This is a genomic window from Saccharopolyspora gloriosae, assembly GCF_014203325.1.
Classification (GTDB): domain Bacteria; phylum Actinomycetota; class Actinomycetes; order Mycobacteriales; family Pseudonocardiaceae; genus Saccharopolyspora_C; species Saccharopolyspora_C gloriosae.
On the sequence record NZ_JACHIV010000001.1, the window covers coordinates 2894487 to 2918637 of the forward strand.

At 72.0% G+C, this 24151-nt stretch carries 24 protein-coding genes; 9 read left to right on the plus strand and 15 right to left on the minus strand.

Annotation, left to right across the window (positions count from 1 at the left end):
* The first annotated feature begins 30 nt into the window (after positions 1 to 30).
* From BJ969_RS12800 to BJ969_RS12815, 4 genes are all read left to right on the plus strand, one after another.
* Positions 31 to 1053, plus strand: a complete 1023-nt coding sequence (locus BJ969_RS12800; protein ID WP_184479162.1) for an alcohol dehydrogenase catalytic domain-containing protein — start codon at positions 31 to 33, stop codon at positions 1051 to 1053.
* Positions 1050 to 2264 (plus strand): D-mannonate dehydratase ManD, encoded by a 1215-nt coding sequence (gene manD / locus BJ969_RS12805; RefSeq protein WP_184479163.1) that lies wholly within the window; start codon positions 1050 to 1052, stop codon positions 2262 to 2264. The genes BJ969_RS12800 and manD overlap by 4 nt, the downstream gene beginning before the upstream one ends.
* Positions 2265 to 2343: 79 nt before the next feature.
* On the plus strand, positions 2344 to 3264 hold the full coding sequence (locus tag BJ969_RS12810) for a PfkB family carbohydrate kinase (RefSeq protein WP_184479164.1): 921 nt from the start codon (positions 2344 to 2346) through the stop codon (positions 3262 to 3264).
* Between the two features lie 138 nt (positions 3265 to 3402).
* The gene (locus BJ969_RS12815) at positions 3403 to 4440 is read left to right on the plus strand and encodes a DUF3616 domain-containing protein (RefSeq protein ID WP_184479165.1); all 1038 of its coding nucleotides are present in this window, start codon (positions 3403 to 3405) and stop codon (positions 4438 to 4440) included.
* Between the two features lie 32 nt (positions 4441 to 4472).
* On the opposite strand, the gene BJ969_RS12820 is transcribed toward BJ969_RS12815, so the two are convergent.
* From BJ969_RS12820 to BJ969_RS12870, 11 genes are all read right to left on the minus strand, one after another.
* Positions 4473 to 5477, minus strand: a complete 1005-nt coding sequence (locus BJ969_RS12820; protein ID WP_221315803.1) for an MsnO8 family LLM class oxidoreductase — start codon at positions 5475 to 5477, stop codon at positions 4473 to 4475.
* The gene (locus BJ969_RS12825) at positions 5474 to 5983 is read right to left on the minus strand and encodes a MarR family winged helix-turn-helix transcriptional regulator (RefSeq protein ID WP_221315804.1); all 510 of its coding nucleotides are present in this window, start codon (positions 5981 to 5983) and stop codon (positions 5474 to 5476) included. Before BJ969_RS12825 ends, BJ969_RS12820 begins: the two co-directional genes overlap by 4 nt.
* Before the next feature lie 112 nt (positions 5984 to 6095).
* On the minus strand, positions 6096 to 6893 hold the full coding sequence (locus tag BJ969_RS12830) for an IclR family transcriptional regulator (RefSeq protein ID WP_184479166.1): 798 nt from the start codon (positions 6891 to 6893) through the stop codon (positions 6096 to 6098).
* Between the two features lie 133 nt (positions 6894 to 7026).
* The gene (gene pcaC / locus BJ969_RS12835) at positions 7027 to 7416 is read right to left on the minus strand and encodes a 4-carboxymuconolactone decarboxylase (protein ID WP_184479167.1); all 390 of its coding nucleotides are present in this window, start codon (positions 7414 to 7416) and stop codon (positions 7027 to 7029) included.
* 199 nt (positions 7417 to 7615) lie between these two features.
* Positions 7616 to 8401, minus strand: a complete 786-nt coding sequence (gene pcaD / locus BJ969_RS12840) for a 3-oxoadipate enol-lactonase (RefSeq protein WP_184479168.1) — start codon at positions 8399 to 8401, stop codon at positions 7616 to 7618.
* Complete coding sequence (pcaB, locus tag BJ969_RS12845; RefSeq protein WP_184479169.1) at positions 8398 to 9714, minus strand: 3-carboxy-cis,cis-muconate cycloisomerase; 1317 nt, start codon at positions 9712 to 9714, stop codon at positions 8398 to 8400. The genes pcaD and pcaB overlap by 4 nt, the downstream gene beginning before the upstream one ends.
* Positions 9715 to 9733: 19 nt before the next feature.
* On the minus strand, positions 9734 to 10303 hold the full coding sequence (gene pcaG, locus BJ969_RS12850; RefSeq protein ID WP_184479170.1) for a protocatechuate 3,4-dioxygenase subunit alpha: 570 nt from the start codon (positions 10301 to 10303) through the stop codon (positions 9734 to 9736).
* Positions 10303 to 11052, minus strand: coding sequence for a protocatechuate 3,4-dioxygenase subunit beta (gene pcaH, locus BJ969_RS12855; RefSeq protein ID WP_184479171.1), 750 nt, complete (start codon positions 11050 to 11052; stop codon positions 10303 to 10305). Before pcaH ends, pcaG begins: the two co-directional genes overlap by 1 nt.
* 14 nt (positions 11053 to 11066) lie before the next feature.
* Entirely contained in the window at positions 11067 to 12248 is a 1182-nt protein-coding gene (locus tag BJ969_RS12860) for a thiolase family protein (protein WP_184479172.1), read from the minus strand.
* Positions 12245 to 13015 carry a CoA-transferase subunit beta gene (locus tag BJ969_RS12865; protein ID WP_184479173.1) on the minus strand — a complete coding sequence of 257 codons (771 nt, stop codon included), beginning with the start codon at positions 13013 to 13015 and terminating at the stop codon, positions 12245 to 12247. Before BJ969_RS12865 ends, BJ969_RS12860 begins: the two co-directional genes overlap by 4 nt.
* Entirely contained in the window at positions 13012 to 13830 is an 819-nt protein-coding gene (locus BJ969_RS12870) for a CoA-transferase (protein ID WP_184479174.1), read from the minus strand. Before BJ969_RS12870 ends, BJ969_RS12865 begins: the two co-directional genes overlap by 4 nt.
* 516 nt (positions 13831 to 14346) lie before the next feature.
* Between BJ969_RS12870 and BJ969_RS12875 the strand changes: the two genes are divergently transcribed.
* Entirely contained in the window at positions 14347 to 15528 is a 1182-nt protein-coding gene (locus tag BJ969_RS12875; protein ID WP_221315805.1) for a family 43 glycosylhydrolase, read from the plus strand.
* 162 nt (positions 15529 to 15690) lie between these two features.
* Here BJ969_RS12875 and BJ969_RS12880 read toward each other — a convergent pair whose 3' ends face one another.
* Positions 15691 to 16176: an NUDIX hydrolase gene (locus tag BJ969_RS12880; protein ID WP_184479176.1), complete on the minus strand. Its 486-nt coding sequence runs from the start codon at positions 16174 to 16176 to the stop codon at positions 15691 to 15693.
* Positions 16177 to 16716: 540 nt separating this feature from the next.
* Here BJ969_RS12880 and sfnG point away from each other — a divergent pair.
* A complete protein-coding gene (gene sfnG, locus BJ969_RS12885) occupies positions 16717 to 17841 on the plus strand; it encodes a dimethylsulfone monooxygenase SfnG (RefSeq protein WP_343071368.1) in 1125 nt (374 codons plus the stop codon).
* Positions 17842 to 17881: 40 nt separating this feature from the next.
* The gene (locus BJ969_RS12890) at positions 17882 to 19123 is read left to right on the plus strand and encodes an acyl-CoA dehydrogenase family protein (RefSeq protein WP_184479178.1); all 1242 of its coding nucleotides are present in this window, start codon (positions 17882 to 17884) and stop codon (positions 19121 to 19123) included.
* Between the two features lie 37 nt (positions 19124 to 19160).
* On the opposite strand, the gene BJ969_RS12895 is transcribed toward BJ969_RS12890, so the two are convergent.
* The gene (locus BJ969_RS12895; RefSeq protein ID WP_184479179.1) at positions 19161 to 19868 is read right to left on the minus strand and encodes a response regulator; all 708 of its coding nucleotides are present in this window, start codon (positions 19866 to 19868) and stop codon (positions 19161 to 19163) included.
* 370 nt (positions 19869 to 20238) lie between these two features.
* On the opposite strand from BJ969_RS12895, the gene BJ969_RS12900 reads away from it, so the two are divergent.
* Entirely contained in the window at positions 20239 to 20412 is a 174-nt protein-coding gene (locus tag BJ969_RS12900) for a hypothetical protein (RefSeq protein ID WP_184479180.1), read from the plus strand.
* 291 nt (positions 20413 to 20703) lie between these two features.
* Here BJ969_RS12900 and BJ969_RS12905 read toward each other — a convergent pair whose 3' ends face one another.
* Both BJ969_RS12905 and BJ969_RS12910 read right to left on the minus strand, forming a co-directional pair.
* Positions 20704 to 22461 (minus strand): sensor histidine kinase, encoded by a 1758-nt coding sequence (locus tag BJ969_RS12905; RefSeq protein WP_184479181.1) that lies wholly within the window; start codon positions 22459 to 22461, stop codon positions 20704 to 20706.
* A 502-nt stretch (positions 22462 to 22963) separates the two neighbouring features.
* Positions 22964 to 23419 carry a MarR family winged helix-turn-helix transcriptional regulator gene (locus BJ969_RS12910; RefSeq protein WP_343071369.1) on the minus strand — a complete coding sequence of 152 codons (456 nt, stop codon included), beginning with the start codon at positions 23417 to 23419 and terminating at the stop codon, positions 22964 to 22966.
* A 139-nt stretch (positions 23420 to 23558) separates the two neighbouring features.
* Between BJ969_RS12910 and BJ969_RS12915 the strand changes: the two genes are divergently transcribed.
* Complete coding sequence (locus BJ969_RS12915; RefSeq protein WP_184479182.1) at positions 23559 to 24146, plus strand: non-oxidative hydroxyarylic acid decarboxylases subunit B; 588 nt, start codon at positions 23559 to 23561, stop codon at positions 24144 to 24146.
* Positions 24147 to 24151: the final 5 nt, after the last annotated feature.

A 24151-nucleotide genomic window follows, 5' to 3' on the forward strand; every position in this document is an offset into this window, starting at 1 on the left:
GTGCAGCGGAAATCGAGAAAGGATCACCCGGTGAGCGAACGAGCGGCCGTCCTGCACGGGGTGCGCGACCTGCGCGTCGACGAGGTCGAAGCGGAGCCGTTGCGGCCGGGGGCCGTGCGGGTCGCCGTGCGCGCGACCGGGCTGTGCGGCAGTGACCTGCACTACTACGCCGAGGGCCGCAACGGGCCGAACGTGCTGCGCAGCCCGACCGTGCTCGGGCACGAGGCGTCCGGCGTGGTCACCGAACTCGGCGACGGCGCCGACCCGGACCTGCTCGGCAGGACCGTCGCCGTCGAACCCGCCCGGCCGTGCCGCCGCTGCCCGACCTGCGCGGCCGGCCGGTACAACCTGTGCCCGTCGGGACGCTGCTTCGGCTCACCACCGGTGCACGGCACCCTCCGCGGCACCCTGGTCGTGGACGCGGAACTGGTGCACCCGGTGCCCACCGAGATCGACCCGGCGGTGTCCGCGCTGGTCGAGCCGCTGGCCGTGGCGTGCTGGGCGGTGCGCCGCGCCGAGGTGCTCAGCGGATCATCGGTGCTGGTCACCGGGGCGGGGCCGATCGGTCAGCTGGCCGTGGCGGCGGCACGGGCGGCGGGCGCGGCGCGCATCGTGCTCACCGACGTGGACGCGCGGCGGCTCGCGACGGCAGCCGGTGCCGGAGCCGACGACGTCCTCGACACCACCGCCGAGCAGCCCGAAGCGGGGAGCTTCGACCGGCAGCTGGAGTGCTCCGGGGCGCCGGAGGCGGTGAACCTGGCGGCGCTGGTGCCAGGCGGAGCGGTGGCCCTCGTCGGCATCCCCGCCGCCCGTCCCGCCGCGTCCGACCTGCTCGCGGCGGCGCAGCGCTGGGAGATCGACGTGCGCGGCTGCTTCCGCTACGGCCCCGGCGCGTTCCGGACCGCCGTGTCGCTGCTGCGCTCGGGCCGGGTCGACCTGGCACGCATGGTGACCGGGCGGTTCCCGCTGGAGCAGGCCGACCGCGCGCTGCAGACCGCCCTGACCGAACGAGACCACTTGAAGATCGCCGTCCTGTCCGAGGAGTCCGCATGAGGATCACCGCAGCCGAAGTCATCGTGACCTGCCCCGGCCGCAACTACGTCACTCTGAAGATCACCACCGCGGACGGGGTGACGGGACTCGGCGACGCCACGCTCAACGGCCGCGAGCTCGCCGTGGCGTCGTACCTGCGCGACCACGTGTGCCCGCTGCTGATCGGCCGGGATTCGGCGCACATCAACGACATCTGGCAGTACCTCTACCGCGGGGCGTACTGGCGCCGCGGCCCGGTCACGATGACCGCGATCGCCGCCGTGGACTGCGCGCTGTGGGACATCCTCGGCAAGGAGGCGGGCCTGCCGGTGCACCGGCTGCTCGGCGGCGCCGCCCGCGACGGGGTGTTGATCTACGGCCACGCCAGCGGGCAGAGCGTGGACGAGCTGCTCGACGACGTGGCCGCCTACCGCGAGCAGGGCTACCGGGCGATCCGCGTGCAGGCCGCGATCCCCGGGCTGGAGAGCACCTACGGGCTGCACCACCCGGGCACCGGTGCGACCTACGAACCGGCCGACGCCGCGATGCCCTCGGACAACGTCTGGCACACCCCGGCCTACCTGGAATTCGCGCCGGAGCTGATGCGGGCGGTGCGCGAGCGGTTCGGCTACGACTTCCACCTGCTGCACGACGTGCACCACCGGCTGTCCCCGCTGGAGGCGGCGCAGCTGGGCAAGTCGCTGGAGCCCTACCGGATGTTCTGGATCGAGGACCCCACCCCGGCGGAGGACCAGGAGGCGTTCCGCACGATCCGGCAGCACACCACCACTCCCGTCGCGGTGGGCGAGGTGTTCAACTCCATCTGGGACTGCCAGCACCTGATCACCGAGCGGCTGATCGACTACATCCGGACCTCCGTGTCGCACACCGGCGGCATCACGCACCTGCGCAAGGTGTTCGACCTCGCCGCGCTGCACGGGGTGCGGACCGGGTCGCACGGCGCGGGCGACCTCTCGCCGATCTCGTTCGCCGCCGCGCTGCACTTGGACATCACGGTGCCGAACTTCGGAATCCAGGAGTACATGGGTCACCTGGAACCGGCGAGCGAGGTTTTCAAGACGAACTACGCCTTCCGGGACGGGTACATGCATCCGGGCGACGCGCCGGGCCTCGGCGTGGAGATCGACGAGGAGGCCGCCGCCCGCTACCCGTACGAACCGAAGTACCTGCCGGTGAACCGCCTGCGCGACGGCTCGATGCACGACTGGTGAGCACGCGGCGCCCTCGCGGGAGAATCGCGTGGACCGCCCCGGTGTCCGCCGGGGCGGAGTACGACAGGGAGGACCGGGCGTGATCCGGGTTTTGGCGATCGGCGAGTGCATGATCGAGCTCACCCACCGGGGTGCGGACGCGTTGTCGATGGGCTGCGCGGGCGACACGTTCAACACCGCGACCTACCTGTCCCGGGTCACCGCGCCGGATCGGCTGCGGGTGGACTACGCGACGCTGCTCGGCGACGACCACTACAGCGACCGGATCCTGGCGGCGATGCGCGCGGAAGGGCTCGGCACCGACCGGATCGGCCGCGTGCCCGCGGCCCAGCCCGGCCTGTACCTGGTGCGCACCGACGAGCACGGGGAGCGCTCGTTCACCTACTACCGCTCGCAGTCGGCGGCGCGCGGTCTGTTCGACGAGGACTCCGGCGCGGAACCTGAGTTCGGCGACTACGACGTGGTGTACCTGTCGGCGATCAGCCTGCAGATCCTCACGCCCCGTGCCCGCAAGCGGTTGGGCGCCGCGCTGGTGCGGTTCCGCGACGGCGGTGGCCGGGTGGCGTTCGACAGCAACTACCGCCCGGCGGGCTGGCGCGACGCTGCGGAGGCCGCCGAGCACGTGCGGCAGCTGTGGGAGCTGACGTCGATCGCGCTGCCCACCTTCTCCGACGAGCAGGCGTTGTTCGCCGACGCCGACGTGGAGTCCACCGTGCAACGCCTGCGCGCGGCGGGCGTGCCCGACATCGCGGTGAAGGACGGCGCGCGGGGCTGCGCGGTGCTCGACGGGGACCGGGTCGTCCGGTTGCCCGCGGTGCCGGTGGAGACCGTCGTGGACTCCACCGCGGCCGGGGACGCGTTCGACGCCGCGTACCTGGCGGGCAGGCTCACCGGTGCCGAACCGGTGGAGGCCGCGCGGCGGGCGCAGGAGCTGGCGGCGACGGTGATCCGGCATCCGGGCGCGATCGTCGCCGACTCGGTGCTGCCCAAGCGCGGGTGAGCCGGCGCGTGACGCGATTCGCCCGGAGTGAGCGAGTTCGTCCGAAGTGGCGGTCCGGCATGATTTCCCCGGCCCGCAGCCGAAATCCGGCCCACCGGTCGCTGCGCTGAACGGGTGAGGTCCGGTGTACAAAGAACCATGGGCATCACACGTTCGGCCGCACTGCGCTTCCACGCGGACGCCGTGCGCGCGGAGACGCACGTCAACCTGTCCGCGGTCCGCACCGACGGCAGGCACCTGTGGGTCGGCGGCGACGAGACCTCCACGGTCGAACGGTTCACGCGCACCGGAGCCCGGGAGGTGGAGTACGCCGAACACACCTCGTTCAACCTGACCGAGGTGCTGGAGCTGCCCGGCTCGGCCGACGACGAGATCGACATCGAGGGCTTGGCGCGCAGCGGTCCGTTCCTGTGGGCGATCGGTTCGCACAGCGCCAAGCGCAAGAAGCCCAAGGCGCACCACTCGGACGCGAAGGCCGCCAAGCGCCTGGCGACGGTGTCGGCGGAGCCGAGCCGCCGGGTCCTCGCCCGGGTCGCGCTGTCCGCCGACGGCGTCCCGATGCGCCGCGGCCCGCACGGCGAGCGCAGCGCCGCGCTCGGTGAACCGGGACTGCGGGACCTGCTCGCCGATGATCCGCACCTGGGCCCGTTCCTCGCGATTCCCGGCAAGGACAACGGTTTCGACGTCGAGGGCATCGCCGTGCACGGCGAACCCGGAGCGGAACGGGTCTTCCTCGGCCTGCGCGGACCGGTCCTGCGCGGATGGGCCGTGGTGCTGCGGCTCGCTCCGCGCGAGGACGACGGGGAGCTGGTGCTGCGCAAGGTCGACGGTTCGCGCCGCTACGCCAAGCACTTCCTCGACCTCGACGGCCTCGGAGTGCGCGACCTGTGCCCGCACGGCGACGACCTGCTGGTGCTGGCCGGGCCGTCGATGGCGCTGGACGGCCCGGTGCGCCTGTACCGCTGGCCCGGCGCGGCGACCCTCGACGCCCCCGACGTGGTGCGCGGCGCGGAACTGGTCCGCGAAGCCGACCTGCCCTTCGGCGAGGGCGACGACCACCCCGAAGGCATCACCGTGCTACCCGACGGCGACGTCCTCGTCGTCCACGACAGCCCAGCCCCCGCTCGCCTCCCGGCTCCGGGCACGGTCCTGGCCGACGTGCTCCGCCTGGACTGAGCGGCCCGGCCCGTCGAGCAGGTCGAAGGGCCTCAGAACCAGGAGCCCGCGAGGAGTTTCAGGGAGCGGAGCCGGTCGGCCGGGTCGTGGCAGTAGGTGACGGTGATGAGCTCGTCCGCTCCGGTGCGGTCGACCAGCGCCTCAAGTTCGCGCACCGCCGTCGCCGGGGAGCCGATCGCGTTGATGCTCAGCATCGAGTCCGCGAAGCGGCGCTCGTGCTCGCCGCCGACCTCCTCTGGTTCCGTCGGCGGCTGCAGGCCGCGGCGGTTTCCGCTGCGCACGTCGAGGAACATGCGCTGCGCGGTGGTCCACAGCCGCGTGGCCTCCTCGTCGGTGGGGGCGACGACGACGTTGACGCCGACCATCACGCGCGGTTCGGTGAGCTGCGCGGTGGGGGCCTCGGTGGAGAACGACGAGCGGTAGACGTCCAGGATCTCGTCGAGACCCGCCGGGGCGAAGTGCGAGGCCACCGCGAACGGCAGCCCCAGCTGCCCGGCGATGGACGCGCCGTTCACTGTCGACCCGAGCACCCACAGCGGCACGTGCGTACCGGTGGCGGGGCCGGCCGTGACGGGGGCGCTGTGCGCGCGGCCTTCGTCGCCGAACCAGCCGGTGAGGTCGTAGAGGGAGTTCGCGAAGCTCTGCGCGTCCGAGCCGGAGCGGTTGAGCAGCTGCGCGGTGAGCTGGTCGGTGCCGGGCGCGCGACCCAGGCCGAGGTCGATGCGGCCGGGGTGCAACTGGGCGAGAGTGCCGAACGACTCCGCGACCTGCAGCGGCGCGTGGTTGGGCAGCATGATGCCGCCGGACCCGACGCGGATCCGCTCGGTGCGGCCCGCGGCCTGGGCGATGAGCAGGGCGGTGGCGGTGGCGCCGAGGTACTGCGTGTTGTGGTGCTCGGCGTACCAGACCCGCGAGTAGCCGAGCTCGTCGGCTAGCTCGGCCGCCGCCATGGACGAGGCGATCGCGTCGGCCATCGTGGAACCGTCGCTGACGGACACGAGGTCGAGGACGTTGAGCGGGACGTGCGGTGTGGTCACGAAGCCCCTCCGGGCGGGTCGGTGTCGAGGAATTCGTCGGCGATGGCCTGGTTGTAGCGGGTGACCATGTCGGACAGCGTCCGCAGGTCCTGCTCGCTCCAGCCGGTGAGCATGGCCGCGGTGCCCGCTCGGCGGCGGGCGTGCACGGCGTCGACGGCTGCGGCGCCCTGTTCGGTGATGTGCACGATCGAGCGGCGCCGATCGGCCTCGCAGGGTGTGCGGGTGACGCACCCGGACCGCTGGGCCGCCAGCACCTGTCTGCCGGTCGTCGACGGGTCGAGGCCGAGCGCGGCGGCCAGGCAGGTGATGTCCTGCGGGCCGCGCGCGATCAGGGTCCGCAGCAGCAGATACCCGGCGCGGTCCACCTCCTGGTAGAGGTCGCCGCGGCGGCACAGCATCTCCAGGTTCCGCACCAGCACCGCGGTCTGGAACTCGATCACGTCGAGCGCGTCGCACTGGTCGTCGCCGGAGACCCGGTCGTCGCGGGAAGCGGGCGGCTCGGCCAAGACGTCCTCCCTCGCTCCGGTCGCGCTGATACCGGTATCGTACCGGTATCTCGGCGGAGGCCGGACCCAGCCGGGTCGAAGGGCACTCGGGGGAGCGGCCCTCAGCGCAGGATCAGCGCGCGGCCGACGCCGAGCGGGGCGCCACGCGCAGGTCCGCGCGAATCGCCTCGGCGGTCTCCAGCAGCGCGGGCAGCAGGTTCTCCCGCGCCTGCTCGCCGGTGGTGCGGCTGGCGTGCGAGGAGATGTTCGCCGCCGCGACCACCTGGTCCGAGCGGTCCCGGATCGGCGCCGCGATCGAGCGCAGCCCGGCCTCCAGCTCCTGGTCGACCAGCGCCCAGCCCTGCTCCCGGATGCGGGTGAGCTCGGCGCGCAGCTGCTCGGCGCTGCCGACGGTGTGCGGGCCGAGCGGATCGAGCCGCACCCCCGCCAGGAACTCGTCGAGCCGCTCCGCGGGCAGGTGCGCCAGCAGCACCCGCCCCATCGAGGTGGCGTAGGCGGGGAACCGGGTGCCGATGTTGATCGAGACGGTCATGATGCGGCTGGTCGGAACCCGGGCGATGTAGACGATGTCCTCGCCGTCGAGCACGGACACCGACGCCGATTCGTGCACCCGCGAGACCAGCCGCTCCAGGTGGGGCTGCGCGATCTCCGGCAGCGACACGCTCGACAGGTACGCGAAACCGAGCTCCAGCACGCGCGGGGTCAGCGCGAACACCCGGCCGTCGGTCCACACGTAGCCGAGCTGCACCAGGGTGTGCAGGAAGCGGCGGGCCGCGGCGCGGGACAGGTCGGTGGCGCGGGCGACGTCGCTGAGCGTCATCTCCGGCCGGGACTCGTCGAAGGCGCGGATCACCGCGAGGCCGCGCGCCAGCGACTGCACGTAGCCGCTCGATTCCGAAGCCGGTTCCATCGCTCTCCTCGCTCATCCGGTGTGGCCGGACGCCGCCGTCCCGGCACCACCGTTGCATACCGGACGGACCACCCCGGTACCCGTCCCCACGCCGCCGCGCGCTGACCGGCGGCGATCAGGCGTCCGCGTCGGCTCACCCGGCGGATTCCTCCGCGGCCAGCACGTCGCGGGCGAGCGCGAAGGCGCGGTTCGCCTTCGGCACCCCGGCGTAGACGGCCACGTGCATGAGGACTTCGCGGATCTCCTCCTGCGACACGCCGTTGCGGCGGGCGGCGCGCACGTGCATCGCGAACTCCTCCTCGCAGCCGGTCGCCGCGAGGATCGCGAGCGTCAGGCAGCTGCGGGTCGGGCGCGCAACGCCCTCGCCGGTCCACAACTCGCCCCACGCGTAGCGGGTGATGAAGTCCTGGAACCCCGCGGTGAACTCCGTCGTGTTCGCCACCGCGCGGTCGACGTGCGCGTCGCCGAGCACGTCCCGGCGCACCGCCATTCCTCGCTGGTGCCGGGTGGTGTCGTCGGTCATCTGTGCAGTCCCGTCGTCGTCTCGTTCTGCTTCGGGGGTCGGGTGGTGGAACCTCGGCCGCCTTCTCGCTGTCGGATCGTTTTTCGAGTGGCTCCGCCACGCGGGACAGTGCCGTCGTCGCCGCGAACCCGCGGTGTACCTGTTGTTCTCGCCGCCTACGCCGCTCACTTGACGTCGGCAAGATCAATGGTGGTGCTGATCAGGGGGCGTCGTGGGAGGACTCGTGCAGGCTCCGCGTGAAGTGGTGCAGCAGCAGGCGGTTCACGGTCTCGGCGCGTTCGACGTTGGCCAGGTGGGAGGCGTCGGTCAGCACTTCCACCCGCGCGCCGGGCACCGCGGCGCCGATGCGCTCCGCGTGCGGCGGGGGAGTGGCCGGATCGTCGCGACCGGCGATGACCAGCGTCGGCGCGGTGATGCGCGGGAGCCCGTCGACGAGGTCCAGCTCCGCGATGGCCTCCGCGCAACTCGCGTACCCCTCGTCGTCGCAGGCCGCGAGCGCGCCGCCGAAGCGGGCCACGACGTCCGGGTCGGTGGCCAGCGCGGGCGTGAACCAGCGGCCGAGCGATCCGTCCACCATGGACGCCGTGCCGTCGCGCCGGGCCTGCGCGGCGCGGTCGCGCCACGCCTGGCGCGGGGTGAGCTCGGCGGAGGTGCAGATCAGCGCGAGCCGGTCCAGGCGCTGCGGGGCGTGCTCGGCCAGCCACATGCCGGTCATGCCGCCCAGCGACACCCCGGCGAAGTGCGCCCGCTCCACGTCGAGGTGGTCGAGCAGTTCCAGGACGTCGCCGCCGAGGTCGGCCAGGTCGTAGCGGCCGGGCGCGGCGGGGGTGCGGCCGTGGCCGCGCTGGTCGTAGCGCAGCACCCGGAAGCGCTCCGCCAGCGCGGGCAGCTGCGCGTCCCACAGGCCGAGGTCGGTGCCCAGCGAGTTCGACAGCACGACCACCTCTGCACCTTCGGGGCCGGCGAGTTCGTAGTGCGGGGTCATTGCGGATTCCCTCCCGATTCGTGCAGCGCCAGCGCGCGATCGATGAACGCGCCCGCAGCGCCCAGGTGGTCGCCGGGCTCGGTCGCCTCGATGATCTGCGCTTCGGACAGCGCGGCGCGCACCCGGTCGTCGCCGAGCAGCGCCGCGCGCAGCGTGCCGCCGCGTTCGACGACCTGCGCGCACAGCTCCCGCACCACCCGTTGCGCCTCGGTGCGGCCCAGTTCACCGCGCAGCGCCGAAGACGCGCTCTCGGCCATCACCAGACCCGCCGTGATGTCCACATTGGACGCCATGCGCCCGGTGTTCACCCGAAGACCGGACAGCAGCCGCTCCGTCCCGGCGGCGGAAGCCGCGACCAGCCGCAGCAGCTCCGCCAACGGCTCCCACTCCGCCTGCCACGACCCGGCCGCTCGCTCGTGCGCCTGCGGCATCGCCGCGAGCAAGGTCGACACCAGGCCCGGAACGCGATGGGTCGCGGCGGAGATCAGCACCGACCCGGCCGGGTTCTGCTTGTGCGGCATCGCCGAGGAGCCGCCGGAGCTGCCCTCGGCGAGCTCACCGACCTCGGTCTGCGCGTGCAGCTCCACGTCCAGCGCGATCTTGCCGAGCGCGCCCGAGACCGTTCCCAGCGCGCCCGCCAGCTCACCGATTCGGGTGCGGTCGGTGTGCCACGGCAGCACCGGCTCGGCCAGTCCGAGCTCCGCGGCGAGGTGTCCGAGCACCGCCACGCCCTGATCGCCCAGCGACCCCAACGTGCCCGCCGGGCCGCCGAACTGCACCGCGAGCCGCCGCGACACGACCCGGTCCAGTGCGGCGGTGGCCTCGGTGAGCGCGGTGAGCCAGCCGGCGCACCGGCGCCCGAACGTCGTCGGCAGCGCCTGCTGCAGCAGCGACCGCCCGATCATCAGCGTGCCGCGGTGCTGCTCGGCCAGCCGCGCGCACCGGTCCGCCGCGCCGCGCAGGTCGCCCAGCACCCCGCGCAACGTGCGGCGCACGACCAGCATCGCGGCCGTGTCCAGCACGTCCTGGCTGGTCGCCCCGACGTGCACGTAGGGGCGAGCGGCGGGGTCGAGCAGTTCGGTGAGGTCGCCGACCAGCGCGATCACCGGCGTCGCCGAAGCGACCGCGCGCCGCGCGACGGAATCCAGGTCGAACTCCTCCGCCCGGCAGTGCGCCGCGATCTCGTCGGCGGCGGCCGCCGGGATCACCCCGGCGCGCGCCTGCGCCCGCGCCAAGGCGGCCTCGAAGTCGAGCATCGCCTGCACCCACGCGGCGCGGCCGGTGCGCCGCTCGGCGTCCGAGGTGCTGAACATCGGGTTGAACACGGCGGCCTCAGAGCTCGAAGAAGACGGTCTCGGCGTCGCCCTGCAACCGGATGTCGAAGCGCACCCCGTCCGGCTCGGCCACCGCCACCAGCGTGCCCCGGCGCTGCGGGCTCACCTCGGACAGCACCGGGTCGGCCTCGTTCGCGGCGGCCTCGTCGGGGAAGTACGCGCGGGTGATCAGGCGGTTGAGCATGCCGCGGGCCAGCACCGTCACGTTCAGGTGCGGAGCCTCGGTGCGCCCGTCCGGCGTCGGCAGCGGGCCCGGCTTGACGGTGCGGAACCAGAACCCGCCCTCGGGATCGGTGCCGCAGCGACCGAATCCCTGGAACGAGGCCGGTTCCCCGCGCGGATCCGCGGGGTGCGAGAACCTGCCGCGCTCGTCGGCGTGCCAGATCTCGATCACAGCGTCCGGCACCGGATCGCCGTTGCCGTCGAGGACCGTGCCGCGCACCACCACCGCTCCCGGCGCGCCCGCCGGGACGACCTCTGGGCCGTCCGGCCACAGCAGACCGTCGGGCAGCGCGTAGAAGGGGCCGACCGTCTGCGACGGCGTGGTGACCTCAGCGGAATCCGCCATCAGTCGTCGTCCTCCTCGTCGTCCTCGAACGGGGTGGCCGCGCTGCCGCGCAGCACGATGTCGAACTTGTAGCTCAGCGCCCACTCCGGCACCGTGCCGTCCAGGTCGAACCGGCTGATCATGCGCTCGCGCGCCCGCGGATCGCGCACCGAGTTGAAGATCGGGTCCTGGTGGAACAGCGGATCGCCGGGGAAGTACATCTGGGTGATCAGCCGCTGCGTGAACGCCTGCCCGAACAACGAGAAGTGCAGGTGCGCCGGCCGCCACGCGTTGTCGTGGTTGCGCCACGGGTAGGCGCCGGGCTTGATCGTGACGAACCGGTACTCGCCCTGCTCGTCGCTCATGGCCCGCCCGACACCGGTGAAGTTCGGGTCCAGCGGAGCCGGGTGCCGGTCGCCGGCGTGCCGGTAGCGGCCCGCCGAATTCGCCTGCCACAGCTCGATCAGCGTGTGCGGCACGGGTTTGCCGTCCGAATCGAGCACCCGGCCGCTGACGATGATCCGCTCGCCGAGCGGTTCGCCCTCGTGGCCGGTCGTCAGGTCGTGATCGGTCTCGGCGACCCGGTCGTGGCCGAGCAGCGGGCCGGTGACCTCGGTGAGGTACTGCGGCAGCAGCTGCAGCGGCTGCTTCGGGTACCGCAACGCCGAGGAGCGGTATTCGGGCGTGTTCAGCGCCGGGTGCGAGGCGTCGTCGCGCCGGTAGCGGGGCAGCAGCAGCTCGGAACGCTGCGGGGTGGTCTCGGCTGGCATCGTCGACTCCTCCTTCACGCGTGCAGGACCACGGCCAGGCCCTGCCCGACGCCGATGCAGATGGCGGCCAGGCCCCAGCCGCCACCGGCGCGGTGCAGCTGGTGGGCCAGCGACCCCAGGATGCGCGCTCCCGACGCCCCCAGCGGGTGGCCGAGCGCGATGGCACCGCCCTGAACGTTGACGATCTCGGGATCCAGTTCCGGCCACTCGGCGAGGCAGGCCAGCGACTGCGCGGCGAACGCCTCGTTGAGCTCCACCGCCGTCAGGTCGCCCCAGCCGATGCCCGCGCGGCGCAGCGCGGTGTTCGCCGCCGCTACCGGCCCGATGCCGAACACGTCCGGGTCGACCCCGGCCACCCCGCGGCCCGCGATGCGCGCCAGCGGCGTCGCGCCGAGCTCACCGGCGACGGACTCGGACCCGATGAGCAGCGCGGCGGCCCCGTCGTTGAGCGGCGAGGAGTTGCCCGCGGTGACCGTACCGTCCGCGCGGAACGCGGGCCTGAGCTTCGCCAGCGCCTCGACGGAGCTGTCCGGCCGCACGCCCTCGTCGCGGGTGAGCTCGGTGTCCGGGACGGCCACCACCTCGCGGTCGAACGCCCCCGCGTCCCACGCCGCGGCGGCGCGCCGGTGGCTGCGCACCGCGAACTCGTCCTGCTGCTCGCGGGTGAGCCCGTAGCGGTCGGCGAGCTGCTCCGCGGAAGCGCCCAGCGCGATCGTCCACCGCTCGGGCATCTCCGGGTTGGTCATCCGCCAGCCCAGCGTGGTCGAGTGCAGCGTCTCGTGGCCGCGCGGGAAACCGCCCTCCGGCTTCTGCAGCACCCACGGTGCGCGGCTCATGGACTCGACCCCGCCGGCGATGGCGAGCTCCTGGTCCCCGGTCTCCACGGCCCGGCTCGCGCCGATCACGGCCTCCAACCCGGAGCCGCACAGGCGGTTGACGGTGGCGCCCGCGACGCTCGTGGGCAGGCCCGCCAGCAGCGCCGCCATCCGCGCGACGTTGCGGTTGTCCTCGCCGGCGCCGTTGGCGTTGCCGAACGCGACGTCCTCGACGCGCGCCGGGTCCAGGCCGGGCGCGCGCCGCACGAGGGCGCGCACCACGTGCGCGGCGAGGTCGTCCGGGCGCACCGCCGCGAGGCCCTTGCCGTAGCGGCCGACTGGGGTGCGCACCGAATCGAGGACGTAGGCGGCCTCGGTCATGCCTGATCTCCTTCGATCGTCGCCTTCAACTCGCGCAGCACCCGCAGCTCGGTCTCGCTCGGAGCCTGCTGCACCGCGGGCTCGGGGACCACCGCGAGGTCCCAGCCGGTGGCGGCGCGCACCTGCTCGACGTCCGCGCCGGGGCTGAGCCGGGTCAGCGTCAGCTCGCAGGTCTCGGGGTCCGGTTCCATGATGCCCAGGTCGGTGATCACCTTCACGGGTCCGCGCCCGCGCAGGCCCAGCCGTTCCCGGTCGCCCTTGCCGGTGCCGTAGCCGACGGAGCTGATGAAGTCGACGGACTCCACGAAGCTGCGGGTGCTCTGGCGCATCACCACCAGCACCTCGCGGCAGGACGCGGCGATCTCCGGTGCGCCGCCCGCACCGGGCAGCCGCACCTTCGGGTCCGCGTAGTCCCCGCCGATGATCGTCGAGTTGATGTTGCCGAACTTGTCGATCTGCGCGCCGCCGAGGAAGCCGAAGTCGATGCGGCCGGGCTGCAGCCAGTAGTTGAAGATCTCCGGCACGCTCACCACCGAGTCGGCGGTGTCGGCGAGCACGCCGTCGCCGATGGACAGCGGCAGCCGGTCGGGTTTGGCGCCGAGCGTGCCCGATTCGTAGATCAGCACCAGCTCGGGCGCGTGGGTGCGCCGCGCCAAATTCGCGGCGGTGCTGGGCAGGCCGATGCCGACGAAGCAGGCGGCGCCGTTGGTGAGCGAGCGCGCGGCGGCGACGCTCATCATCTCGTCGGCGGTGAACGTCCCGGTCATCGTGCGCTCCTCTCGGCGAGTCCTTCGGTCTTCAGCCAGGACTCGAACTCCGCGCGGTCCCGCGAGAGGGCGTCCCAGCGCCGGTAGTAGGAGTTGTCGCGTTCCGAATAGCCCTGCGCGTACGAGGGGTGGGCTCCGCCGGGGACTTCGGCGACGGCGGTGACGGCCCACTTCGGCAGCACGACCGCACCCGGACGCGGGGTGAGCTCGTCGACGATCTCCTCGACGGTCACCAAGGATCGCTTCGAGGCGAGCACCGCCTCCTTCTGCACGCCGGTGATGCCCCACATCTGCACGTTGCCCTCGCGGTCGGCCTGCTGGGCGTGCACGACGCCGACGTCCGGGTTCAGCGCGGGCACCGCGGCCAGCACCTCGCCGGTGAACGGGCAGGTCACGGTCTTGATGGAGTCGGTCTGCGCGGGCAGGTCGGTGCCGGTGTAGCCGCGCAGGATCGCGAACGGCAGCCCGGAGGCGCCTGCGGCGTAGCGGTTGGCCATGCCCGCGTGGCTGTGCTCCTCGATCTCCAGCGGGCGCGGCCAGGAGTGCTGCACCGCGTCCCGGAACCGGTGCAGCGATCCCACGCCGGGGTTGCCGCCCCAGGAGAACACCAGCTTGCGAGCGCACCCGGCGCCGATGAGCTGGTCGTAGACGATGTCCGGCGTCATCCGGCACAACGTGAGGTCCCGCTTGCCCTGCCGGATGATCTCGTGCCCGGCCGCGACCGGGATGAGGTGGGTGAAGCCCTCGAGCGCGATCGAGTCGCCGTCGGCGACCAGCTCCGAGATCGCCTCGCTCAGGGTCAGGATGCGTGCCACCGATCCGCTCCGATCGTGCGCATAGTGAACAGATGTGCTTCCTGCGAACGCTATGCGGCGAGCCCGCGGCGGTCAAGCACCCACCGAGGCGGCGGAAGCGGAGTGAACGGACCGTTCGTCCAATCTCGTTGGGCGAACGGTCCGTTCACTCGGGAAAGCCCGTGCGCCATGCGGAGATTCGTCGCATGGCGCGATGAGCAGTGCATCAGTGCGGCTGCGGTTCGGAGTGAACGGCCTGTTCGTCCAACGGGATTGGACAAGCGGTCCGTTCACCCGCTCAGATCGGTGCGGCCGGCCCGCGCGGCGGTGGAGTCGGATGGAGTGAACGGACCGTTCGTCCAACCGGATTGGACGAACGGTCCGTTCACTCGGATCGCGCGGGTGGGTGCGGAGGTTTTCCCTCACGGGTGCTCGGCGGTCGCTGCGGTGGCGGGCGAGTGCGGTGTGCTGTCCGGCGGGGCTTTCGCCGGGGAAGGGAGGCGTCGGCCCAGGAGTCGACACGACCGGGAGGAACCGATGTCCGCGCACCAGGAGCATCCGCCGAACTGGCCGGAGAAGGAGCCCTACGGCACCGCGGACACCCGCGACGACCTGTGGCCGCGCGGGGACAACTCGTGCGTGCTCGACCTCGAACTGCGGCCTCGGGACGAGGAGCTCGACAGGATCTGGATCCGGGACACCTACGTCAACTGCTTCGTCGTCGACGGAAGTCCGATCTACGTCGCCACCGGCACCACCCGTCCCGCCGGCCGCTCCGGTCCGTCCCCGTGGAACGACGGCATCTTCGTGTGGACCGCCGCGGCGCTGGACGGGCCGTGGACGCTGGTGGACACGACCGGGATCAGGCCCGAGGCGGAGAAGGGCAAGGTGTGGTCACCGGAGTTCGCGGGCGAGAACGAGCCCGGACGCACCGTGGTCGCCCCGTGGCAGGAGTACTGGCACGACGAGCAGGGCAAGCGCGGCAACGTGTGGGCGCCGGAGGTGCACCACTTCCGCGGCACCTGGTACGTCGTCGCGTGCATGGGCGATCACTCCCGCAAGGTCGGCACGTTCCTGCTCAAGAGCGAAGGCGGCATCGGGGGGCCGTACCGGGTCGCCGAGGGCAACCTGGACAAGCCGTTCGGTGACCTGGTGGGCGACGCGCCGGACGGGGTGGATCCGGACGTCTACTTCCACATCGACGGCGGCCTGCACACCGAGGGCGACCGGGCGTGGCTGGTGCTGCACAACGACCTGTACGCGCGCTTCCAGGACGACATGGAGGACATCGTCCCGAAGACGGACCTCCCGAAGTTCCAGCAGACGCGGTACTCGGAGGAGCCGTACCTCGAAGGCGCGTACGTGCTCAAGCACGAGGGGAAGTACTACCTGGTGCACGCCGCCTGGAGCCGCGAGGCCGGTGCGGACCGGTACGCCTACGACGTGCGGGACGGGAAGCAGTGCCAGTACGACGCGATCATCGCCGTGTCGGACGCGTTCGAAGGGCCGTACTCGAAGCGCTGGACCGCCGGTGTCGGCGCCGGTCACAACAACCTCTTCGTCGACGCCGAGGGCGGGCTGTGGGCGACGTTCTTCCGGAACCCGGCCGCGGGCTACTGGTCCCACGACTCGCGCGTCGGGGACTCCGCGGTGCCGGGCGTGGTGCGGATGGAGTGGACCGGACCGGACGGAGACCGGATCTACGTCCGGCGGCGCTGAGCGTGCCCCGCCGTCGGCGCGAGCCTCACCGCGACTGCGGGAGCAGGTCCTGCGCGAGGGTGCTGATCGTGTCCAGCGCCGCCGCGGTCACCGGGTGCTCGCGGCCGGGGTACCGGTCGCCGTCGCGCGGCCGCTCGTGCGCGCGGGGACGGCGAGGACTCCTCAGAGGTAGCCGCTTTCCGGCAGGCCCTCGTGGGGGAGTCCGAGCACGCCGATGGCCGCGTTCGCGGCGGCCGAGGCCTGCTGGTGGCCGGTCTCGCCCCAGTTGAGCAGGTCTCCGGCCTTGCCGGGGTGCACCAGCAGCCGCAGGTAGGTGCGGCCGTTGTCGGGGTCCGGTTCCGGCGGGTGCACGCCGCTGATCTCGGCGACCATCCGCACCTGCGCGTACGGCGCGAAGCCGTCGTCGACGCACTGGTAGCCGAGGTAGTGCGGCTCGGCGATGTCCAGCGTCACCTCTTCGTAGGTCTCCCGCCGCAGGATGTCCACGTAGGCGGACTCGCCCGGTTCCGGGCGACCGCCCGGCAGCGAGTGCTTGGCGCCGTCCACCCGGATCAGCACCCGTCCGTCCGGTGCGAACAGGAAGCCGTACACCTGGCGGACGGGTAGGCCCTTCGGGACGGCGCGGGTGTGCCAGGTGAACTTGGCCATGGCGGGATCCCCTTCCTGCGTCTCCCGGCGGGGCGTCCGCCGATGATCGAACCGATCACGTTACCGGGCGCGGGGCGGCAAGTCGCGCTTCGCCGCGCGGAGATCTCCACGACCGCCCGATCCGGTCGGTCGATCATCCACTGTGGATCGAACGGTGACGGGTGTCCGATGAGTGGAACCGCCCCGTTGCGCTGTTGACACCATTCCGGTGCTCTGGTCGGATGAAATGGTGTTCATCGCGACCAGACTGACCAGAAGGCGCCACGTGGATTTCGCCCGCGTCGGCGCGCAGGGCTGTCGTCGCTGATCTGATCGTCGCGCCTCGTTTCGGAGGCGACATCAGTTCCTTTCCTCTCCGGTGATCGCCGATCGGGCGCCGCACCGCGCGGCCCCGCCCGGCGTTCCCGTTCCACTCGGCCGTTTCCGCCGATCCGAATCCGGACCGGCGATGTTCGACGGTCCGGTTCCCCTTTCCCCGCGATGCCCGGAAATCCTTCCCGCGCACCGCTCGCGCCGCCTGCTCCACGACGGGAGACGAACGTGTCCGCAGACAGCCCTGCCGAGCCGCTGAAATTCGCCTACTGGGTGCCCAACGTCAGCGGTGGCCTGGTCACCAGCAAGATCGAACAGCGCACGAACTTCGGATTCGAGTACAACAAGGAACTCGCGGTGCTCGCCGAACGAAGCGGATTCGAATACGCGCTGAGCCAGGTGCGCTACGCCTCCAGCTACGGCGCCGCGCAGCAGCACGACCCGGCGGCGTTCAGCCTCGGACTGCTGTTGGCGACCGAGCGGCTCAAGCTCATCGTGGCCGCTCACCCGGGGTTGTGGCACCCGGCGATCCTGGCGAAGTTCGGCATCACCGCGGACATCCTCTCCGAAGGCCGGTTCGCGGTGAACATCGTCAGCGGCTGGCTCAAGGAGGAGTTCACCGGCCTCGGCGAGCCGTGGCTGGAGCACGACGAGCGCTACCGGCGCACCGAGGAATTCATCCGGGTGCTGCGCGGATTGTGGACGGAGTCGAACTTCGACCTCGCCGGGGACTTCTACCAGATCCGCGATTTCAGCCTGCGTCCGCAGCCGTTCGACGTTCCGGGACGGCCGCACCCGGAGATCTTCCAGGGCGGCAATTCCTCGGCGGCGCGCACCTTGGCCGGGCGCGTCTCCGACTGGTACTTCAGCAACGGCAAGGACTTCGACGGATTCAGCGAGCAGGTCGCCGACGTCCGGGAAGGGGCCGCGGCCAACGGGCGCACCGTGCGCTTCGGGCTCAACGGTTTCCTCATCGCCAGGGAGACGCAATCCGAGGCGAAGGCCGTGCTCAAGGAGATCGTCGACAAGGCCGACGTGGACGCCGTCGAAGGATTCCGGAAATCGGTGCGCCAAGCCGGGAAATCGACCTCCGACGGCAAGGGAATGTGGGCGGATTCCGAATTCGCCGACCTCGTCCAGTACAACGACGGATTCCGCACCGGATTGATCGGTACTCCGGAGCAGATCGCGCACCGCATCATCGAGTACAAGAAGCGCGGCGCGAACCTGCTGCTGCTCGGATTCCTGCACTACCTCGAAGACGTCGAGCACTTCGGGAAGCACGTGCTGCCCATCGTCCGCGAGCTGGAAGCGGACCTCGACCGCACCGGCGACCCGATCGGCGTCTCCTGAAGCACCTGATTCCTTCCCCGCACAGCAAGGAGAAACGCACATGAGCACCACTGAGGCCGATACCGTCAACGACACCGCCGGGCGCTGGGGACAGCGGCCCGGCACCAGGGAGGGCTGGCTGGAACGGGCGCAGGACGTGGCGGCGCTGCTGGCCACCGACGCCGTCGCCCGCGACCGCGCGGGCGCCACCCCGCACGCCGAAGTCCGGCTGCTCAAGGAATCCGGGCTGGTCACCTTGCTCGGCCCCGTCGAACACGGCGGCGGCGGGCAGACCTGGAGCACCGCCTACGAGGTGATCCGCGAGGTAGCCAAGGGCGACGGCTCCATCGGCCAGCTGCTCGGCTACCACTACCTGTGGGCGTGGGCGGTGCGCCTGGTCGGCACCGACGCCCAGATCGACGCCGTGGAACGGCTCTACACCGAGAGCGACCTGTTCTTCGGCGGCGCGGTCAACCCGCGCGACTCCGACGTGGTCATCACCGACGAGGGCGACGAGATCGTCTACACCGGGCGGAAGTCCTTCTCGACCGGGAGCAAGGTCTCCGACCTGACCGTGCTCGAAGGCGTGCTGGAGGGCACCGACAAGCACATCTTCGCCATCGTGCCCTCCGACCAGGAGGCCATCGTCTACGGCGACGACTGGGACAACCTGGGCCAGCGGCTCACCGAATCCGGCAGCGTCGAGATCAACGGGGTGCGGGTGCCGTGGGCGTCGGCGGCCGGGTACGTCGACAAGGAGTTCCAGCCGCTGGTCTACAACACGCTGAACACGCCCACGATCCAGCTGGTGTTCGCGAACTTCTACCTCGGCATCGCGCAGGGCGCGCTGGACGCGGCGACCTCCTACACGAAGGAGAAGACCCGCGCCTGGCCGTTCGGCGGGGACGACAAGGACAGCGTCACCGAGGAGTTCTACGTCCTCGACGCCTACGGCGATCTGCAGGCGAAGCTGTGGGCGGCGGAGGCGTTGGTGGACCGCGCCGGCGAGCGCATCGAAGGGCTGCTGCACGCGGAGCGGGCGAGCGTGACGGCCGAGCAGCGCGGTGCGGCGGCGGTGCTCATCGCCGCGGCGAAGGAGCGGATCGTGGCCACCGGGCTGGAGATCGCCACGAAGATCTTCGAGGTGACCGGGGCGCGGGCCACGTCGAACTCGACGGGCCTGGACATCTACTGGCGCAACCTGCGCACCCACTCGCTGCACGACCCGGTGGCGTACAAGCGCGTCGAAGTGGGCCGCTACACGCTGCTCGGTGAGATCCCCGAGCCGACCTGGTACACGTGACCGGACCGCTCGTCCCGCCGGTCCGGGCCCCGTTCGCTCAACCGGGCCTGGACTGGCGGATCTCGGTGGCCAGCACCGCCGCTTGGGTGCGGCGTTGCATGCCGAGCTTCGAGAGCAGCTGCGAGACGTAGTTCTTCACCGTCTTCTCGGCGAGGAACATCCGTTCGGCGATCTGCCGGTTCGTCATGCCCGCGCCGATGAGCTCCAGCACGGCCCGCTCCTGCTCGGTGAGCCCGCGCAGCGGGTCGTCCTGGGCGTGCTTGCGCCGCTGGCGTTCCAGCACCGCGGTGGCCGTGCTGGAATCCAGCAGCGACCGCCCGGCCGCTACCTCGCGGATGGCGGAGCGCAGGTCGGAGCCCAGCACCTGCTTGAGCACGTAGCCGGAGGCGCCGGCCATGATCGCGTCCAGCAGTGCCTCGTCGTCGGAGAACGACGTCAGCACCAGGCAGCGCACGCCCGGCAGCACCGACAGCAGGTCCCGGCACAGCTCGATGCCGTTGCCGTCCGGCAGCCGCACGTCCAGCACCGCCACGTCGGGGCGCGCCGGGGGCAACCGCACCAGCGCCTCCCGGACCGTGCCGACCTCGGCGACGATCGTGAAGTCGGATTCGTCCTCCAGGAGGTCGGCGATGCCGCGGCGCACCACTTCGTGGTCGTCGACGAGGGCGATGCGGGTCTGCCCGCCGCCCCCGTCGCGCGCCTCGGTGGTGCCCGGTGCCTCCGGGACGTCGTCGGTCGTGTCCATGCCGCAGCCCCCGCTTCCACCCGCGGTGCGCGAGTGCCTGACCCCCTTTTCCCCAGGTTAAGCGCCGCGGCTCCCGCGTCGCTCGGTTGCGGCGGGTCAGCTGATCCGCACTCCGGTGGTGGTGCTCCTGCGCGTCGTCATCCGACCGTCTCCCGTCCCGCGTGGTGACCACGGTCGCCCCCAGTTCTCTTCACCTGTTCGAGGGTACGAAACGGACACACCGCGTAACACGGTCAAAGGTCCCACCCCCGGTCGGATGACCGGGGCCGGGAGTGGTTCCGACTCTCGCTGCGCTGTGGTGTCATCGGTGCTGATCATCGTCGCGGGCCCCTGCGGTCGCGGCGGCACTCGGGGTTGGAGGGGCGGCGGGATGCGGCGAGGACGACGGGGCCATCCGTGCGAGCCGGACGCGAGCCGGTTGGGTCCGTGGACGTGCCCGGAGTGCGGTCAGCACTGGGAGATCCACGGCGTCGCGGGCACCGAGCCGAAGGTGCGCCGGGTCAGCCGCGTCGCGAAGTTCGTCGCCACTTGGCTGGGCGGCTGAAACACCCGGCCCCGGCGCCACGAGGCACCCCCGCACCCGCCCGGGACGCCCATCGGCGACCAGCACCACCGAACCGCCCACTCCGGACGGACCGCGCCCACTCCGGCGTGTCGGATTCCTCGCGATTTCGCGAGAAATCGAAAGAAGTTCGCACCCGAACGGAGCCTGGTGCGCCCTTGGAAAAGGTGCCGTGACCAGTGAGGACACTTCGCGCTGGTGATCACTGCGGGCCTGCGGGGCTCGGTGATTTCTCGCGAAATTGCGGGAGGTTGAAGCAGGTTCGACCGGGGGTCAGGTGGGGTCCGGTTCGGGGGGCGTGAGCAGGGGGACGCGCCAGGACAGCAGGGTTCCCGTCGGGTCCGCGTCGGTCAGCTCCAGGGTCCCGGAGAGCTGGACCGCCCGGTCGCGGAGGTTCCGCAGGCCGTTCCCGGACGAGCCGGCGCCGAGTCCGCGGCCGTTGTCGCGGACCTCGATCGTCAGGTCCGTGCCGGTGTCGATGGACACGGTGATCGCGGTGGCCTCGCCGTGGCGCAGCGCGTTGGTGACCGCCTCCCGCACGACCGCCTCCGCGTGCTCGAAGTACGCCGCGGGCACCGCGGTGTCGATCTGGCCGGACATCCGCACCGCCGGGGTGAAACCGGCCCCGCTGCTCGCGTCCGCCACCGTGTCGAGCAACCGGCGGCGCAGGCTCACCGGATCGTCGGCCTCCGGAGCCGAGTGCAGGTCGAAGATGGCGGTGCGGATCTCGCGGACCGTGTCGTCGAGCTGCTCCACCGACTGCTGCAACCGGCGCCGCACATCGGTGTCGGTGGCGCGGCGCAACGTCCCCTGCAGGCTCAGGCCCGTCGCGAACAACCGCTGGATCACGTGGTCGTGCAGGTCGCGGGCGATCCGATCCCGGTCGCCGAACACGTCGAGCTGCCGTTGCGCCCGGTTCTTCGCGGCCAGCTCCAACGCGATCGCCGTCTGGTCCGCGAACGAGGCCAGCAGCGGGACCTGACCCGGCCCGAACGGCCTGCTGTCCTTGCGGCGCAACGCGATCACCGCGCCCGCGCCCGCTTCGCCCGAGTGCAGCGGCACCGCCAGCGCCGGACCGTAGCCGGGCAGCACGTGCTTGAGCCCGCTGACCGGGGCCGCCGACACGTCGGCCTCCAACACCGGGGTGTCCCCGGTGAGGCTGGCCAGCACCGGGCCGTCCGTGCTCACCGGGATTCCCACCTCGATGTCGGCCTCCCCGGCGACCGCCTCCACCCGGGCCTGCCCGGAGGAGGTGCCGTGGCGGGCCAGCACGATCAGCGCGCAGTCGGCGCGGGAGATCTCCATCGCGCGCTGCGCGATGAGGCGCAGGCCATCGGCCGTGCTGACGCCGGACAGCAGCTCCGTGGTGATCTCGCTTGACGCCTGCAACCAGCGGTGCCGCAGCCGGGCCTGGTCGAACAGCCGCGCGTTCTCCACCGTCACCCCGGCCGCGGCGGCCAGCGCCCGCAGCACCACCTCGTCGTCCTGGCCGAACTCGCCGCCGTCGAGCTTCTCGGTCAGGTACAGGTTGCCGAACACCTCGTCGCGCACCCGGATCGGGATCGCGAGGAAGCTCCGCATCGGCGGATGCCCCTCGGGGAAGCCGATCGACGCCGGGTGCTGGGCGAGGTCCGCGAGCCGCAGCGGGCGCGGGTCCCGGGTGACCTGGCCGAGCAGGCCGCGTCCGCGCGGCGTCGGCCCCATCCGGGCCGCCGTGCCGGCGTCGATGCCGACGTGCACGAACTGGGTGAACTCCCCGCCGGGGCCCAGCACCCCGAGCGCGCCGTAGCGGGCCTGCACGAGTTCCGCGGCGGCCGACACGATGCGGTGCAGCGTGGTGTCCAGGTCGAGCTCGGTGCCGATGGCCAGCACCGCGTCCAGCAGGTCCTGCATCCGGTCCCGCGTGCTGACCACCCGGGCCAGCCGCTCCTGGAGCTCGCCCAGCAGTTCGTCCAGCCGCAGGTCGCCGAGGGTGGAGGCCACCTCTTGCAGCCGGTCGGTGACCGGGTCGGGACGGGAGGCATCGGACATCGCTGATCCATCGGTGTGGGCGGAGCGCGCGGCGTTTCCGGGAGGGACGCGCCGCTCGTCCGGGCGCCGGGCGGCTGGGGGAGTGGGACCGGCGGCCGAGCTCGTGCCGGATCGTCGGAGGGCGCGAGCCGCGATGCCGGAGCCCGCAGTCGTGCCCGCGGAGGACGTGCCTGTGCTCGGTGTGCCGGCCGCGTGCCGTCGGCGCGGGGTCGAGCGTATGACCCGAGTGTGACCGACCGTTCCGTCGCCAGCTAGTCGTTCTAGAGGGGGTCCCGGGTCGGCCTGCGCAGGGGCGCGTGGCGGTGGCTCGGACCCTGCCTTTGATCTTGACCCTGAGCAGGGGAGGGCGGGGGAGCCTCTCGGCGGTTTCCTCGCTGCGGGATCGATTTCTCTTCCCTGCACCGCGAAATCGCCATCCGCGCGTGAGAACCCGCGGTCGACCCGGCTGCGTGCCGGGTCATTGCCGCAGCGCTCGCGGGACACCGAGGATGAAGATCCGTGCTCAGGCGGGCGCCGGGGAACCTTCCGGGGGTGGGGCCAGTTCGCCCGAGTCGTCGGCGGCGAGCTTGGCGAGCAGTTCGCGGAGGCGGTCGGACTCTTCCGGGCTGAGGCGGTCCAGCATCCCGCTGTTGATCGAGTCGGCCAGCGCGGTGGTGTCGCGGAGCACGCGGCGGCCGTCGGCGGTCAGCTCGAGCTGGCGGCGCCTGCGGTCGTAGTGGTCGACGCTGCGCACCACCAGGCCGCGCTGTTCGAGGCGGGTGAGCATCGCGGCCAGCGTCGCCTTGTCGATCGCCGCCCGCCTGCCCAGTGCGGCCTGCTCGATGCCGGGGCTCTCGTCGATCGCCGTGAGCGCGGCGTACTGCGGCTTGGTGAGCTCGGGCGACCGCGCCTGCCAGCGCGCGCCGTGGTCCTGGATGACTCGGCGCATCAGGTGGAACACCGCGTTTTCCAGCTGCACAACGCACTCCTCGATGGCGGGTCGGTGGGCTCGCATCCTACGAGATCAGTGCCATCGGGGAGGTCGTTATCTCGGGACCTCGCCGCGACCAGTGGTAGTCTGTACACGAACGTTCGCATACGAACGAATGGAGGGCGGCGTGCGGCTGATCATCGGGATGACCGGGGCCACCGGCGCGCCGCTCGGAGTCCGCCTGCTGCGCGCGCTGCGCGAGCAGCCCGGCGTGGAGACGCACCTGGTGCTGAGCCGCTGGGCGCGCACGACGATCGAGCTGGAGACCGGACACACCGCGCGCGAGGTCGCCGAGCTCGCCGACGTGGTGCACGGATCCGGTGACCAGGGCGCGTCGATCTCGTCCGGTTCGTTCCGCACCGACGGCATGGTGATCGTGCCGTGCAGCATGAAGACCCTCGCGGGCATCCGGATCGGCTACGCCGACGGGCTCGTCGGCCGCGCGGCCGACGTGGTGCTCAAGGAGCGGCGCAAGCTCGTCCTGGTGCCCAGGGAGACGCCGCTGAGCGAGATCCACCTGGAGAACATGCTCGCGCTCTCCCGGATGGGAGCGGTCCTGGTGCCGCCGATGCCCGCCTTCTACGACCACCCGGAAACCGTGAGCGACGTGCTCGACCACGTCGTGGCGCGGGTGCTCGACCAGTTCGAGCTGCCCATGCCCGGCGCCCGCCGCTGGAACGGGCTCGCCGAAGCCCGCCGCGGCGACCGACCCTGAGGAGG